Source organism: Variovorax multivorans, from assembly GCF_051216835.1.
Taxonomy (GTDB): domain Bacteria; phylum Pseudomonadota; class Gammaproteobacteria; order Burkholderiales; family Burkholderiaceae_C; genus Variovorax.
Map to the genome: position 1 here is coordinate 56,418 of NZ_JBPJZL010000016.1, position 15,311 is coordinate 71,728.

At 66.2% G+C, this 15,311-nt stretch carries 14 protein-coding genes; 6 read left to right on the forward strand and 8 right to left on the reverse strand.

The window, feature by feature from the left end; genetic code table 11:
- Positions 1 to 133: 133 nt before the first annotated feature.
- A complete protein-coding gene (locus ACSFCA_RS30860) occupies positions 134 to 2,164 on the forward strand; it encodes a putative bifunctional diguanylate cyclase/phosphodiesterase (RefSeq protein ID WP_435462151.1) in 2,031 nt (676 codons plus the stop codon).
- 6 nt (positions 2,165 to 2,170) lie between these two features.
- Here the strand turns inward: ACSFCA_RS30860 and ACSFCA_RS30865 are convergent, their stop codons facing one another.
- Genes ACSFCA_RS30865 through ACSFCA_RS30880 form a run of 4 tightly spaced genes read right to left on the reverse strand, consistent with a single transcriptional unit; the run spans position 2,171 to position 6,847 of the window.
- Positions 2,171 to 3,397, reverse strand: a complete 1,227-nt coding sequence (locus ACSFCA_RS30865) for a M20 family metallopeptidase (RefSeq protein ID WP_435462150.1) — start codon at positions 3,395 to 3,397, stop codon at positions 2,171 to 2,173.
- Between the two features lie 17 nt (positions 3,398 to 3,414).
- A complete protein-coding gene (gene uraD / locus ACSFCA_RS30870; protein ID WP_435462149.1) occupies positions 3,415 to 5,193 on the reverse strand; it encodes a 2-oxo-4-hydroxy-4-carboxy-5-ureidoimidazoline decarboxylase in 1,779 nt (592 codons plus the stop codon).
- The gene (gene puuE / locus ACSFCA_RS30875; RefSeq protein ID WP_258353561.1) at positions 5,190 to 6,164 is read right to left on the reverse strand and encodes an allantoinase PuuE; all 975 of its coding nucleotides are present in this window, start codon (positions 6,162 to 6,164) and stop codon (positions 5,190 to 5,192) included. The genes uraD and puuE overlap by 4 nt, the downstream gene beginning before the upstream one ends.
- An 8-nt stretch (positions 6,165 to 6,172) precedes the next feature.
- Positions 6,173 to 6,847, reverse strand: a complete 675-nt coding sequence (locus ACSFCA_RS30880) for a GntR family transcriptional regulator (RefSeq protein ID WP_093058863.1) — start codon at positions 6,845 to 6,847, stop codon at positions 6,173 to 6,175.
- Between the two features lie 74 nt (positions 6,848 to 6,921).
- Here ACSFCA_RS30880 and uraH point away from each other — a divergent pair, with 74 nt between their 5' ends.
- Positions 6,922 to 7,272: a hydroxyisourate hydrolase gene (gene uraH, locus ACSFCA_RS30885; protein ID WP_007838349.1), complete on the forward strand. Its 351-nt coding sequence runs from the start codon at positions 6,922 to 6,924 to the stop codon at positions 7,270 to 7,272.
- A 2-nt stretch (positions 7,273 to 7,274) separates the two neighbouring features.
- Here uraH and ACSFCA_RS30890 read toward each other — a convergent pair whose 3' ends face one another.
- A complete protein-coding gene (locus ACSFCA_RS30890) occupies positions 7,275 to 7,772 on the reverse strand; it encodes a hypothetical protein (protein ID WP_093081362.1) in 498 nt (165 codons plus the stop codon).
- Between the two features lie 56 nt (positions 7,773 to 7,828).
- Here ACSFCA_RS30890 and xdhC point away from each other — a divergent pair, with 56 nt between their 5' ends.
- From xdhC to ACSFCA_RS30905, 3 genes are all read left to right on the forward strand, one after another.
- Positions 7,829 to 8,638, forward strand: coding sequence for a xanthine dehydrogenase accessory protein XdhC (gene xdhC / locus ACSFCA_RS30895; protein WP_258353562.1), 810 nt, complete (start codon positions 7,829 to 7,831; stop codon positions 8,636 to 8,638).
- Between the two features lie 216 nt (positions 8,639 to 8,854).
- A complete protein-coding gene (locus tag ACSFCA_RS30900; protein WP_258353563.1) occupies positions 8,855 to 10,060 on the forward strand; it encodes a urate hydroxylase PuuD in 1,206 nt (401 codons plus the stop codon).
- Between the two features lie 77 nt (positions 10,061 to 10,137).
- Positions 10,138 to 11,478: a glycerate kinase type-2 family protein gene (locus ACSFCA_RS30905; protein ID WP_435462148.1), complete on the forward strand. Its 1,341-nt coding sequence runs from the start codon at positions 10,138 to 10,140 to the stop codon at positions 11,476 to 11,478.
- A 6-nt stretch (positions 11,479 to 11,484) separates the two neighbouring features.
- Here ACSFCA_RS30905 and ACSFCA_RS30910 read toward each other — a convergent pair whose 3' ends face one another.
- A complete protein-coding gene (locus ACSFCA_RS30910) occupies positions 11,485 to 12,072 on the reverse strand; it encodes an LURP-one-related family protein (protein ID WP_435462147.1) in 588 nt (195 codons plus the stop codon).
- A gap of 239 nt (positions 12,073 to 12,311) precedes the next feature.
- On the opposite strand from ACSFCA_RS30910, the gene ACSFCA_RS30915 reads away from it, so the two are divergent.
- Entirely contained in the window at positions 12,312 to 13,754 is a 1,443-nt protein-coding gene (locus ACSFCA_RS30915) for an NAD-dependent succinate-semialdehyde dehydrogenase (protein ID WP_093058857.1), read from the forward strand.
- Between the two features lie 7 nt (positions 13,755 to 13,761).
- Here ACSFCA_RS30915 and ACSFCA_RS30920 read toward each other — a convergent pair whose 3' ends face one another.
- Positions 13,762 to 14,478: an MgtC/SapB family protein gene (locus tag ACSFCA_RS30920; protein ID WP_435462146.1), complete on the reverse strand. Its 717-nt coding sequence runs from the start codon at positions 14,476 to 14,478 to the stop codon at positions 13,762 to 13,764.
- Positions 14,479 to 14,510: 32 nt separating this feature from the next.
- Positions 14,511 to 15,086, reverse strand: coding sequence for an NIF family HAD-type phosphatase (locus tag ACSFCA_RS30925; RefSeq protein ID WP_435462145.1), 576 nt, complete (start codon positions 15,084 to 15,086; stop codon positions 14,511 to 14,513).
- Between the last annotated feature and the right edge of the window lie 225 nt (positions 15,087 to 15,311).

A 15,311-nucleotide genomic window follows, 5' to 3' on the forward strand; every position in this document is an offset into this window, starting at 1 on the left:
CGCGTGTCGAAGGAAGTCGCCGAGTCTCGAATGGCGCCATGACGCTTCGATGAAAGCAGAACGAAAGTTCGTTGTTTTCGCGCCCGCAACCGGGCCGCTGGAGGGCTTGCCCTCTATAAACTGTGCCCCTTCCATGATCCCCAGCGCGCCCGTCCCCCTGCCCACCGCATCCATCGACGATGAAGTGCTGTCGCGCATGGTGCGCACCGATCAGCTCGTGACGGTGCGCCGCAGCGTTCTCTCGGCCATTCCGATCAGCGTGCTGCTGAGCTTCACTGCGGCGCTGGTCGCCCTCAATGCCGGCCGCGCGTTCGAAGGGATGAGTTGGCTGCTGCTGTCGCTCATGGTGAACGGACTGCGCAGCTACATCTGCCGCTGGCCGTTCGCGCCGTCGCCCGGCGCCGAGCCCGGCAGTGACGTCCTGACCTCGCCAAATGGTCGCCCGGTCGAATGGCACCTGCGCATCGCTGCGGTCATGGCTGCGGTGTCGGGATGTGTGTGGGCCCTCATTCCGTTTCTGTGCGACGGCTACTCATCGCCGCATGCGGTGTTCTATCTCACGGTGGTGTGCGGCATCTGCGCGGGGGCTGTCACCTATGGCATTGCCTATGCGCTCGTTCCCATCAGCTTCATCACGCCGGCGCTGCTGTCGGTGGTGGGTTGCCTTGTTTATGCAGGCGGCTTCGACAACCTGAGCCTGGCGGCGATGGTGCTGCTGTACCTCGCGGCACTGGTGCGCGGTGCGCTGCAGAGCGACAGGACCTTTCGCGAAGGAAGCCGCCTGCGCAACGAAGCCACAGCCATGGCCGCGCAGCTGCGGCTGGTGCACGCGCTGTCGCTGGACGCCACGCAGCAGTTGGCCTTCCGGGCCTCGCACGATTCGCTCACAGGCCTGCTCAACCGCGAAGGCTTCACCGAGGCGGCGACGCTGCACATCGCCGCACCCGGCGGCCGCCAGCACGGCCTGCTGCTGCTGGACCTCGACGGCTTCAAGGCGGTGAACGACGCCTTCGGCCACAAGGTCGGCGACCGCGTGCTGCAGGACGTGGCACGCTGGCTGCAGCGGGAGACCGCCGACATGCAGGCCGTGCTCGGCCGCTGGGGCGGCGACGAATTCGCGGTGCTCTACAGCCTGCAGGACGAGCGGCAGGCACCTACGGCCATCGCGCAGGCGCTGATCCGTTCGATCTCATTCGCCACGGCGCACTACGGCGGCCACCTGGGCGTGAGCATCGGCATCTCCGTCTCGGGCGATGCCGAGATCGCCGACATGATCAGCTTTGCCGACGAGGCCGTCTACGAGGCCAAGCGCACCGGGCGCAACCGCTACCAGGTCTTCGACAAGGCGCTCAACCAGCGGCTGGCCACGCGCCGGGACGTGGAGCGCGACCTGCTCCATGCCATCGAGGCGCGCGACATCGGCGTGTGGTACCAGCCGATCATGAACAGCGACGGTCGGGAAGTTCACAGCCTCGAGGCATTGATGCGCTGGAACCATCCGCGCCACGGCCACATTGCCCCCGAAGAGGTGATCTACGCTGCAGCGAGCACCGGCGTGGCCGAGCCGCTGCTGCGGCATCTGGTCGACGAGGTCTGCCTGGGCATGCGCCAGTTCGAGGCCGCAGGCTCCAGCCTGGCCGCCGTGCCGGTTGCCATCAATGTCTCTCCGCGCGAGATGGCGCAGCTGGCGGTCGACGACATCGTGCTCGGCATGCTGAAGACGCGCGGCGTGGCACCGCGCCGGCTGCAGATCGAAATCACGGAAGAGGTGGCGCTCGACACCCACGCCACGCGCAGCCGGTTGAGCGCGCTGTCGGCCGCGGGCGTGGCAATCGTGGTCGACGACTTCGGCGTGGGTTATTCGTCGCTGGCGTCGCTGCGCAGCGAGTACGTGCGGCAGGTGAAGATCGACCGCAGCTTCATCCTCGACCTGTCGTCCTCGCCGGGCAACGTGGTGCTGGTGGACGCCATCGTCCAGCTCGGCCGCTCGCTGAACATCCAGGTGGTTGCCGAAGGCGTGGAAACGCAGGACGAGCTGGATGCCCTGCACGCGATGGGCTGCCGGCTGGTGCAGGGCTATCACCTGGCGCGGCCCGCGCCGCTGCCCGATGTGATGGCGTGGGCCGCGGCGCGCTCGGCGCCCGTGGCCGTCAAGGTCGTCTGAGCCGGATCAGGCCAGCAGGTCGCTGAGCGTGCGCGCGATCACCTTGGTGGCGCGGCGCAGGTCTTCGAGCACCACGCGCTCGTCGCTGCGCTTGGCGTGCGATTCGAGCACCGTGCGCGGGCCGGCGCCGTAGATCACGCCTGGAATGCCGGCTTCGACGTACAGGCGCACATCGGTGTACAGCGGCGTGCCCATGGCCTTGATGGGCTCGCCGAACAGTTCGCCGCCGTGCTTCTGGATCGCATCGACCAGCGGCTTGTTGCCGGCCAGCGGCTTCATCGAATTGGCGAGCAGCAGGCGCTTGATCTCGACCGTGATGCCCGCGCTCTCGGCGGCCGCATCGGCAATCACCTTGCGGATGGCAGCTTCGACTTCGACCGGATTCTCTTCGGGGATCATGCGGCGGTCGAGCTTGAACACGACCTTGCCGGGCACCACGTTGGTGTTGGTGCCGCCCTCGATGCGGCCGACGTTGAGATACGGGTGCGTGATGCCCTCGACCTTCGACGTGACCTGCTGGTAGAGCGTGTTCTGCGCATACAGCGCGTTGAGGATCTTCACGGCGCCTTGCAGCGCGTCGATGCCGGTGGCCGGCACGGCGGCATGGGCCATCTTGCCGTGCACCGTCACTTCCATCTGCAGGCAACCGTTGTGCGCGGTGACCACTTCGTAGCTGAAGCCGGCCGCGATCATCAGGTCGGGCTTGGTCAGGCCCCTGTCGAGCAGCCAGCCCGGGCCGAGGATGCCGCCGAACTCTTCGTCGTAGGTGAAGTGCAGCTCGACGCTGCCCTTGGTGGGCTTGGCCACCGCTTCGAGCGCGCGCAGTGCGAAGGTGAAGCTGGCGAAGTCGCTCTTGCTGACGGCTGCTGCTCGGCCATAGAGGCTGCCGTCGACGATTTCGCCGCCATACGGGTCGTGTGTCCAGCCTTCGCCCGGGGGCACCACGTCGCCGTGGGCATTGAGCGCGACCGTCAGGCCTTCGTTGCCGTACTTGCGGCGCACGATCAGGTTGGTGATCGATTCGAGGCCGTAGTCCTTCACTTCCTGCGCGGGCACGGCGTGCTTCTCGGCATCGAGGCCGAAGTCTTTCAGCAGCTCGGCTGTGCGCTCGGCGTGCGGCGCGTTGTTGCCCGGTGGCGTGTCTGTGGGCACCTGCACCAGTTGCTGCAGGAATTGCACTTCCTCGTCGAAGTGGGCGTCGATCCAGGCGTCGAGCTTGGCGTAGTCGGTCATGGTTGTTCTTCTGTGAATCAGTGGGCTTGTTCGGCGGCGAGGTTGTCCAGCAGCAGCTGGAAGGCCTGCACTGCGAGCTGGATGTCGTCGTTGGTGCTCGATTCGAGCGGGTTGTGGCTGATGCCCGAATTGATGCCGCGCACGAACAGCATGGCCTGCGGCATCACCTCGTGCAGCTTCATCGCGTCATGGCCTGCGCCGCTGGGCATGCGGAAGAGCGGAATGCCCAGCGCATCGACGGCCTTTTCCCAACGCTGCTGCCAGGCGGGTGCGCTGGGCGCGGCGGCGGCGCGCATGGTTTCTTCGAGCTCGTAGCGCACGCCGCGGCGCTCGCAGATGTCCTTCAGCGCATTGACCACGTCGGTGGCCAATGCATCGCGCTGCGCGTTGTTGGGCGCGCGCAGGTCGAGGCTGAACTTGCAGCGGCCCGGCACCACGTTGATCGAGCCGCTGGGCACTTCGAGCATGCCGACGGTGCCGACCGAGTCGCCGTCTTTTGCGGCGCGCTGCTCGGTGTAGAGGATCAGCTCGGCCACGGCGGCCGCGGCGTCGCGGCGGCGGTCCATGGGCGTGGTGCCGGCGTGACTGGCCATGCCGATCACTTCGCCCACGTAGCGCACGCTGCCGTTGATGGAGGTGACGATGCCCAGCGGCAGGTCGAGCTCGGTCAGCACCGGGCCCTGTTCGATGTGCACTTCGACGAAGCCGAGGTAGCGCGCCGGGTCGCGCTGGATCTTCGGGATGTCTTCCTGCTTCAGGCCCGCTTGCTGCATGGCCTCGCGCATGGTGACGCCGTCGGCGTCCTTCTGGTCGAGCCAGCGCTGGTCGAAGTGGCCGATGAGCGCGCCCGAGCCGAGGAAGGTCGCCTTGTAGCGCTGACCTTCTTCCTCGGCGAAGCCCACCACCTCGAAGGCGAAGGGCAGGCGCTTGTTCTGCCGCTTGAGTTCGCGCACGCAGGCCATCGGCACGAAGATGCCCAGGCGGCCGTCGTACTTGCCGCCGTTGCGCACGGTGTCGTAGTGCGAGCCGGTGAGCAGGGTCTTGGCGCCGGGTGTCGAGCCTTCGTAGCGGCCGACCACGTTGCCGACCGCGTCGATGTGCACCGAGTCGAAGCCCACGTCGCGCATCAGCGCGCTGATCTGCGCGGCGCAGGCGCGGTGCGCATCGGTCAGGTAGGTGACGGTGAGCTGGCCCTTCTCGGCATAGCCCGGGTCGGTGTGTACCGAGAGCTGCTCCTGCCAGTCCCACACGTCGTTGCCGAGCGTGACGTCGGCGGCGAACTTGTCGTCGAGGCGAATCTCCGCGATGCGATGGATGTTGCGCAGCGCCTCGCCGAGTTCGAAGTCGGGGTGGTTGTACAGCCGGCGCGCGAAGGTGTCGATGATCTCGCGCTTGGGCAGCCCCGTGCCGCGCGGGCCGCGCACCGCGAGGATGAACGGGAAGCCGAACTTCGCGTTGTAGTCGGCGTTGAGCTGCTGGATCTTTGCGAACTCCTCGGGCGTGCAGTCGGTCAGGCCGGCCTTGCTCTGCTCGTTGGTCGATTCGGCCGTCAGCGTCTTGCTGACCATGGCCTTGCCGGCGAGTTCGGGGTGGGCGCGGATCAGGCCGATCTGCTCGTCGGCCGACGAAGCGGCCAGCGCCTGCACGAGCGCATGCTTGAGATGCGCGAGCGAGCGGAACGGGCGCGCGGCCAGGGCGCGCTGAGGGATCCAGGGCGAGTGCTCATAGATGCCGTCGAGCAGCGCGACGGCTGCGGCCGGCACCGCGGCGTTGAGTTGGGCGATGGTGAGGCTCATGATGCGGCTCCGGCAATAGCTCCGGTTTCGAAGGGGTGCGCCTGCTTCCAGTGGCGCGCGATGTCGAGGCGCCGGCAGACCCACACGCGGTCGTGTTGTGCGATGTGATCGAGAAAACGCTGCAGCGCCGTGATGCGGCCCGGCCGCCCGAGCAGGCGGCAGTGCATGCCGATGCTCATCATCTTCGGGCTGTTGTCGCCGTTCGGGTCGCCTTCGGCATACAGCGCGTCGAAGGTGTCTTTCATGTACTGGAAGAATGGGTCGGCGTGCGAGTAGCCCTGCGGCAGCGCGAAGCGCATGTCGTTGCAGTCGAGTGTGTAGGGCACGATGAGCTGAGGCACCACGGTGCCGTCGGTCTTTTGCACCTTCATCCAGAAGGGCAGGTCGTCGCCGTAGTAGTCGCTGTCGTATTCGAAGCCGCCGTAGTCGGCCACGAGGCGGCGCGTGCGCGGGCTGTCGCGGCCGGTGTACCAGCCCAGGGCACGTTCGCCGGTGAGCTTTTCAATCGCTTCCATGCCCAGGCGCATGTGTTCGCGCTCGGTGGCTTCGTCGAGGTTCTGGTAGTGGATCCAGCGCCAGCCGTGGCAGGCGATCTCGTGGCCCAGCTCCTTGAAGGCGGCGGTCAGCTCGGGGTAGCGCTCAAGCGCCATGCCCACGCCGAACACGGTGAGCGGCAGGCCGCGCTTTTCAAACTCGCGAAGGATGCGCCATACGCCGGCACGCGAGCCGTACTCGTAGATGCCTTCCATGCTGATGTGCCGGTCGGGAAAGCTCGCCGGGTTGAACATCTCGGAGAGGAACTGCTCGGAGCCCGCGTCGCCGTGCAGCGTGGCGTTCTCGCCGCCTTCTTCGTAGTTGAGGACGAACTGCACCGCGACGCGCGCACCGCCCGGCCATTGGGCGTGGGGCGGGTTGCGGCCGTAGCCGACGAGGTCGCGCGGGTAGGGCAGGGTGGTGTCGTAGACGGTCATGGTTTGGATCAGGACAGCGCGAGGGAGATGTCGTTGGTGGGCACCTTGCGGTCGAACGTGAGATTGGCCTCGACGTGCTCCAGGTGTTCGGTCATGAGGCGAACGGCGCGCTCTTCGTCGCGCGCGGCCAGCGCCTTCACGATGTCGGCGTGCTCGTCGTTGGAGTGCTCGGCCGCGCTGGCGCTCTGGTACATCAGCGTGATGAGGGCGCAGCGCGAGATGAGTTCGCCCAGGATCTGCGCCAGCACCTGGTTGCCCATGAGCTCGGCCATGCGCACGTGGAAATCGCCGAGCAACTCGGTGCGGCCCGAGATGTCTTCGCCCGATACGGCGGATTTTTCGAGTGCAACGTGCTCCTTCAGCGCCTTGATCTTGGCGGGCGTGACGGTGCGCACGAACTCGCGCGTCATCTCGGCCTCGAGCATGCGGCGCACGGCGAACACTTGCTTGGCCTCGTCGACGGCCGGTGCGGCCACGAAGGCGCCGCGTGCGGGCTCAAGGCGTATGAGTTTGTTCTGCGACAGCTGGAACAGCGCCTGGCGCACCAGCGTGCGCGAGACGCCGAAATGATCGGCCAGCTTCTGCTCGGCCAGCTTGGTGCCGGGCTGAAGCCGGTGCTCGACGATGGCCTTCGTGAGGGCATCGACGATCGAACGGGTGGTGGAGGACTCCATGTTTTTCATGATAGACCCAAAGCCGGTAACTGTATACACTTTTGTCCACCGGAATTTCCCGCACCCATTTCAAGGAGCGCCCCATGGGCCTGAGCACTCACGTACTGGACACAATGCATGGCGGCCCCGCAGCCGGCATGGAGGTCGCGCTGTACACCACCGACGGCGACGCCGCGACGCTGGTGAAGCGCTTCACGCTGAATTCGGACGGCCGCAGCGACGGACCGCTGTACGACAACAACTCACTGAAGGCCGGCACCTACCGGCTGGTGTTCGACGTGGCGGGTTACTTCAAGGCCCGCGGCGTCAAGCTGCCGGAGCCCAATTTCCTGAACAAGGTGTCGCTGGACTTCGGCGTGGCGCACACCGACCAGCACTACCACGTGCCCCTGCTCGTCAGTCCGTGGAGCTACTCCACGTACCGGGGCTCCTGAGGTCAGTCGCCTTGTTGCTGCCCCTCTGTCAGGGTGTCGAGCTGGAAGCGCCCGCTCTTGTCCCACAGCCAGGTGTCGGTCCACGTGACCGCGCCGAGGCGGGTGGCGGCGGGGAAGGGCGCGGCCTGCAGAACGGCACGCTCGATCTCGGCGATCACTTCGGGCGCATGCTGGGGAGCGCGCAACCAGTGCATCGAGACCACCTTGCCGCCCGCATCCAGGTTCACCTGCAGCGTGCCGACCGCATAGAGCATGGGCGGCAGCTGCCCGCCGTAGATGCGCGAGCGGTTGATCTCGTAGATATGGCGCGCTGCATCGCGGCGGTAGTCGCGCGCCGTGGCGGCGTTCGAGGCGCGGGGCACCCGGCCGGATGCGCTGGAAGGGGAGGCACTGCTCAGCTGGCCGGGCACGGCGCCAGGGCTGCCGCAGCCGGCCAGCCAGAGGGCGGAAAGAACGGAAGCGGCAAGTGCAAGGCGGCGGGGCGTAAGCTGGCGATTCATCGCCGGGTTTATACCGTGAGTCTTCATGGGCCAGGCAACCGAAGGTATCGACAACGATGAGCGGTGCGGTCGATCAACTGCTGGCACGTCTTCGTCACGAAGACGCGGTGCTGGTGCGCGTCGAATCGACGCAGGGCTCGGCGCCGCGCGAGGCCGGCACCTGGATGGCGGTGTGGGCCGATGCGCTCACGGCCACCATCGGCGGCGGGCAACTCGAATTCCAGGCCACGAAAGAAGCACGCGAAATGCTGGCGGGCACACGCGCGCCCTTCGATGGCATTCAGCGCTACCCGCTGGGCCCGAGCCTGGGACAGTGCTGCGGCGGTGTGATGTTCCTGTCGTACGAGCACGTCACGGCCGCCGATGCGCCAAGGCTGCAGCGCGAACTGGTCGCGCAACTCAAGCCCGTGGCGCTGTTCGGCGGCGGCCACGTGGGCGCGGCACTGGCGCGGCTGCTGGCCGCGTTGCCGTTCGCGGTGCGCTGGATCGACAGCCGCGACGGCGTCTTCCCCGACGAATTGCCCGCGCAGATCGACACCGAACATTCAGAACCCGTGCAGGACGCCGTGGCCGCGCTGGCGCCGGGCAGCCGCGTGCTCATCATGAGCTTCAGCCATGCCGAAGACCTGGACATCGTCATCGCCTGCCTGAAGCGCCTGCGCGAGCGCAACGACCTGCCTTACGTCGGCCTGATCGGCAGCAAGACCAAGTGGGCCACCTTCAGCCACCGGCTCGAGGCGCGGGGCTTCACGGCCGACGAACTGGCCCGCATCACCTGCCCGATCGGCGTGCCCGGCATCACGGGCAAGGAGCCCGAGGTGATCGCTGTGGCGGTGGCGGCACAGTTGTTGCAATCGCTGGGCTGAACAGGGTTTTCCCGGCGATCACGCCTTAAAAAACAGCCCCGTCCTTGCCAAAACTGTATACACTTTCGGTCCACAACAAGCCGCAGCGGAGCGAGGCCCATTTCTTCATGGAGCCTGCGTTCGCGGCACTTTCTCTGCTTACAGCGCCCGCGGTGGTGAGCAGGCTGAAACCCCTCCTTGGTGCCCCCACGCGCCAACTGGGTTGAGAGAGAGCACATGGAAAGCTATTACCTCGACTGGGCCAACCTGCTGCTGCGCTGGGTCCACGTCATCACCGCCATCGCCTGGATCGGCGCCTCCTTCTACTTCGTGATGCTGGACAACAGCCTCGAGAAGCCGCAGGACCAGGAATCGCTCGACAAGGGCGTGGGCGGCGAACAATGGGCCGTGCACGGCGGCGGCTTCTACAACATGCAGAAGTACGCGCTGGCGCCCAAGAAGCTGCCGGACCACCTGCACTGGTCTTACTGGGAGAGCTATTCGACCTGGATCACGGGTTTCACGCTCTTCACCATGTCGTACCTGTGGAACGCGAGCACGTACCTCATCGACAAGTCGAAGATGGACTGGCAGCCCGGTGCGGCCATTGCCGTGGCGCTGGCCTTCTTCGTGGTGTTCTGGATGGTGTACGACGGCATCTGCCAGATCTTCGGCCGGCGCAAGCACGGCGACACCATCGTCGGCGTGCTGATCGCCATCTTCATCGCCTTCGCGACCTGGCTGGCCTGCCAGTGGTTCGCGGGCCGCGCGGCCTTTTTGCTGGTGGGCGCGATGATGGCCACGACCATGAGCGGCAACGTGTTCTTCTGGATCATTCCCGGCCAGCGCAAGAACGTGGCGGCGCTGCGCGAAGGCAAGCCGGTGGACCCGGTGCACGGTCAGCGCGGCAAGCAGCGCAGCGTGCACAACACCTACTTCACGCTGCCGGTGCTGTTCGCGATGCTGAGCAACCACTACAGCTTTACCTACACGCACAAGTACAACTGGATCGTGCTGCTGCTGATCATGCTCGGCGGCGCGGCGATTCGTCAGTTCTTCGTGGTGCGGCATCGCTTCAAGCTGGGCAATGCGGGCAACCCGCTGCCTTACGCACTGGTCGGCATCGTGGTGCTGGGCCTGACGATCGTCTGGATGAAACCTGAACCCGTGGCCGCGCCCGCGGTGGCTGCCGCCGCGCCCGCCGTGCCGTTCAAGGACGTGCAGAAGGTGCTCGAACAGCGTTGCTTCATGTGCCACGGCGCGGCCGTTCAGATGAAGAACGTGCGGGTCGATTCGCCCGAGCAGGTGGCCGCGCATTCACAGGCGATCTACCAGCAGGTGGTGGTCACGAAGATCATGCCGATGAACAACGCGACCGGCATCACCGACGAAGAGCGGGCCCTCATCAGCCGCTGGTTCCAGGGCGGCGCAAAGACAAACTAGACAGACAGAAGTTGACCGGCGGCAAGAGGGCGGGTCACGGTCCGCAGCACAATCGCCGGATTGGAGACAAAGCAGCAATGACCGCATCGAACCCCGCCTTCGGCCCCGCTCCCGATCCGCGCGAAGCCCCGCGCGCATTTCTCGAACACCTCTACCGCGTGGCGGTGGACCGCGCGCTGCCGCTGTCCACCCTGGGCGCCCACCTGCCTCCACCGCCCAAGGGCCGTACGCTGGTGCTGGGCGCAGGCAAGGCCGGCGGCTCGATGGTGCAGGCGCTCGAGGCCCTGTGGCCGGCCGATGCACCGCTGTCGGGGCTGGTCGTCACGCGTTACGACCACATTCCGCCGCGGCCCGAAGGCGTGCCGCAGCGCATCGAGATCGTCGAGGCCGCACACCCCGTGCCCGACGCCGCAGGCCAGCAGGCCGCCGAGCGCATCCTCGCGCTGACGCAAGGCCTCACAGCCGACGACCTCGTGCTGTGCCTGATTTCCGGCGGTGGCTCGTCGCTGCTGGTGCTGCCGGCCGAAGGCCTGACGCTGGCCGACAAGCAGCGCATCAACAAGCAACTGCTCGAAAGCGGTGCAGGCATCGGCGAGATGAACTGCGTGCGCAAGCATCTGTCGCGCATCAAGGGCGGCCGGCTGGCAGCAGCATGCGCGCCGGCCCGCGTGGTGACGCTGACGATCAGCGACGTGCCCGGCGATGACGCGGCCGTCATCGCCAGCGGCCCGACGGTGCTCGACGCCACCACCTGCGCTGATGCGCTTGCCATCCTCGACCGCTACGGCATCGAAGTACCCGCCCCGGTGCGCGCGCAGCTCGAAAGCGGCGAACTCGAAACGCCCAAGCCGCACGACGCCGTGTTCAAGGGCCACGAGACGCACATGATCGCCACGCCGCAGCAGTCGCTCGAAGCCGCGGCCAGGGCGGCGCGCGAGGCTGGCATCGAGGCGCACATCCTCAGTGACGAAATGGAAGGCGAATCGCGCGAAGTCGGCAAGGTGCACGCCGCGCTCGCGCGTGCCGTGGCGCACCGCGGCGAGCCGTTCGCGCGGCCCTGCGTAATTCTTTCGGGTGGCGAGACCACGGTGACCATCCGCCCCCGCCAGCCGGGCCAGGCCAAGGGCCGCGGCGGCCGGGCCGGCGAGTTCTGCATGGGGCTGGCCGGTGCGCTCATGGGCCAGCCACAGGTGTGGGCGCTCGCCGCCGACACCGACGGCATCGACGGTGTGGAAGACAACGCGGGCGCCTTCGTCACGCCCGACACGCTGGCGCGCGCCACCGCTGCCGGGAAGAAGCTGTCGGACCATCTCGATCGCAATGACGCCTATGGCTACTTCGACGCCATCGGCGACCTGTTCGTGACCGGCCCGACCCACACCAACGTCAACGACTTCCGCGCGCTGCTGGTGTTGTAAGGAGCTTTACTCCTTCAGCCCCATGTCGATGCACATCACCGCTGCCACGATCAGCAGGCGGCGGGCGTCGTTGGCCGGTACGCCCGGGTCGATCGACAGCATGTAGTTGTCGGCCGTGGTGAAGAGCTCCTTGCCCAGCCCCGCCCATTTCTTGGACACGGCGGCGAACTCGGTGCTGCCCTGCACGAAGCGGAAATCCCAGCTGGTCCACTTGCCCTTGAGCGTGCAGGCGATCTGCTCCTGCGCGTCAAGCACGTCGAACTTGCCGCCGATGGAAAAGAGCTTCTGCCTGAACGAACCGACGACCTGGTCGTTGCCATCCAGCACCTGCACTTTCGACAGGAAGATGGACACGCCTCGCTTGACCGACAGCACCTTCTGCCCTTCGGGCGTCGACACCACCACGTCGAAAGGCGTGAAGCGCTTGTAGTCGGTGAAGCGCAGCAGCTTGCTGAAGAAGCCGAGGTTCGGCTCGCGGCACTCCAGAATTTTCTGTTGCGAATTCGGGTCGAAGATGTCGTAGTTGTTGGCCGCCTTGAAGATGCCGACGTGTTCCTTGATGAAAAACAGGTTGTTGCGCAGCGCTGCGTGCATGGATTTCCCTCGTCCTCTGTGTGTTTGTGTGACGGGGATTATGTTCGGCGCGCATGACGACCCCGTTTCCCACCCGCGACCGCTGGCGGGCGAGGTTTGTGAACTCGGGTTAACCTATGCCCCCGGCGGCCTGTGGCTGCCGTTGAAGCCGGCGCATCCTTTCGGGTGCAGAGCCGCACAGCACCTCCAGAATTCCCCATTCTTCTTTTCATCATCCAGTCCCCGAAGGAAAGTTCGCCATGACCGCCACCTACACCGACACCCGCCTGCTGATCGACAATGAATGGGTCGACGCCACCGGCGGCAAGACGCTGGACGTCGTGAACCCCGCCACCGGCAAGGCCATCGGCAAGGTGGCTCACGCCAGCATCGCCGACCTCGACCGCGCTCTGGCCGCCGCACAACGCGGCTTCGAAACCTGGCGCAATACCCCCGCCAACGAGCGCGCCGCCGTCATGCGCCGCGCCGCCGGCCTGATCCGCGAACGCGCCCCTGAAATCGCCAAGCTGCTGACGCAAGAGCAGGGCAAGCCGCTGGCCGAAGCCAAGGGCGAAACGCTGGCTGCCGCCGACATCATCGAATGGTTCGCCGACGAAGGCCGCCGTGTCTACGGTCGCATCGTGCCCTCGCGCAACCTGGCTGCGCAGCAGCTCGTGCTGAAGGAGCCGCTCGGCCCGGTCGCTGCCTTCACGCCGTGGAACTTCCCGATCAACCAGATCGTGCGCAAGCTCGGCGCGGCATTGGCCACCGGCTGCTCGTTCCTGGTGAAGGCCCCTGAAGAAACCCCGGCATCGCCCGCCGCGCTGTTGCAGGCTTTTGTCGACGCAGGCATTCCGCCCGGCACCGTGGGCCTGGTGTTCGGCAACCCCGCTGAAATCTCGAACTACCTGATCGCCCACCCGATCATCCGCAAGGTCACCTTCACCGGCTCGACCCCGGTCGGCAAGCAACTCGCTGCGCTGGCCGGTTCGCACATGAAGCGCGTGACGATGGAGCTGGGCGGCCACGCCCCGGTGATCGTGGCCGAAGACGCTGACGTGGCGCTGGCCGTCAAGGCCGCGGGCGCAGCCAAGTTCCGCAACGCGGGCCAGGTCTGCATCTCGCCGACCCGCTTCCTGGTGCACAACAGCCTGCGCGAAGAATTCGCCCGCACGCTGGTCAAGTACACCGAAGGCCTGAAGCTCGGCGACGGCCTCGCCGAAGGCACCACCATCGGCCCGCTTGCCAACGCACGCCGCCTCACGGCCATGGCCCATGTGCTGGAAGACGCGCGCAAGAAGGGCGCCACCGTGGCTGCCGGCGGCGAACGCGTGGGCGACACCGGCAACTTCTTCGCCCCGACCGTGCTGACCGACGTGCCGCTGGACGCCGACGTGTTCAACAACGAACCCTTCGGCCCCATCGCCGCCATCCGCGGCTTCGACAAGCTCGAAGAAGCGATCGCCGAAGCCAACCGCCTGCCCTTCGGCCTGGCCGGTTACGCCTTCACCAAGTCGATCAAGAACGCGCACCTGCTGAGCCAGAAGCTCGAACTCGGCATGCTGTGGATCAACCAGCCCGCCACGCCGTCGCCGGAAATGCCTTTCGGCGGCGTGAAGGATTCGGGCTACGGTTCGGAAGGCGGCCCGGAGGCACTCGAGGCTTACCTGAACACCAAGGCTGTTTCGATCCTGGGCGTTTGATCGGCGCCTAGTCTTCGGCAGAGGCGTTCCAGAACGCCTGCTGCACGCCGTCGAGCGCTTCAAGCTCGGTAATCACCTGGTCGAGCTCCAGCGGCTCGACTGCGGTGGCGTACAGCGTTGCCTCGATTTCCGTGTCGGCCGGCCCGAAGGCGTGCTGGTCGACATCGCGCACCGGGTAGTTCGCGGCTTCCAGGAGCAGCAGCAACTGGTCCATTACCTCGGGCCGCGCCGCGCGCGAGCAGATCACGCGCACTGCATAGGTCGCCTCGCTCGATTCTTCGCTGATCGGGCGGCGGTTGATCCGGTTGACCACCGGCCGCAGCAGCGTGTTGCTGGCCAGCACGAACAGCGCGGCGATCATCGCCTCGCCCAGCAGATCGGCGCCCGCGCAGGCGCCCACCGCCGCCGACCCCCACAGCGTAGCCGCCGTGTTCAGGCCCGTGATGTTGGCGCCTTCCTTCATGATCGCGCCCGCGCCCAGGAAGCCGATGCCCGAGACCACGTAAGCCACCACGTGCACCGCCCCGTCCTGGCCATGCAGGCGGTTGGCCATGTCGACGAACACCGCCGCACCCACGGCCACCAGCGTGTTGGTGCGCAGGCCTGCGGTGCGCTGCCGTATTTGGCGCTCCAGGCCGATCAGCGAGCCGAGGACGAACGCGGCTGCCACGCTGATGAAAGTGTCGAGCAGCGAGAGCAGGTTGATGTTCTGGATAGCTTGCATCGAAAGGTTCCTTGTTGTTGTGATGTCGATGTTCAATCGGCCGGCGGCGTCATGCCGGTATGCCGCTGGATGTGTTCACGCCAGTTGCGCTTCTCGATACGCCTCACATTCGGAACGTCCGCAAGGTGCGTCAGATACGCCGCCAGCAACGGCAACTCCGCATCGCTCCTGTCTCCCACGAACTCGCGCACCGTCACCAGGTTGCCGTAGCTCCTTGCGTACTTCGATGGCGTGTCGTCGACGGCGATGATCGATTCGAGTGGATAGCCCTTGGACTTCAATTTCTGGAGGTTCTTGATGCTCTGGTACTCACCCGTCATCCAGTCTCGCGTTGTCGTGCAACGTGCGCTCGACCAGACAAACTCCAGCGTGCAGCCCGGGAAGATGCGCTCGACGATCTGCGACGCGTAGCTTTCGCCCGATGCAGTCCAGACGCCGACCTTGAACTGTGCGAGCACGTTGCTCACGAAGTCGGCAAGGTGCGGCCGCAAGTGCACGCGGTAAGGGCCGACGCGAAAATCCTCGTCGTGGCCGAGTGTGTTCTCCGTGGCGTGAACCAGCGTTTCGTCGAGATCCAGCACCAGCAGTTTGCGGGTCTTGAGTGTCATGTGCATGTGGGGCGGCTTCACTCTGAGAGACAAAGCATATTCGACCGTTGTGCGTTGTTTCGGGGCGCGAGCACCCCGTCGATGTGATCAGCCAGAGTAGTGGTTGAACGGCCAGCACAACAGCCGCGCCCATGTGCGAATGACACCGGGTGCTCCCCGCAGCGAAATAAAGGAGGAGGCCGCAGGCCGGGGGACATTCGCGGAGGGGAGCACCCGGTGTCATTC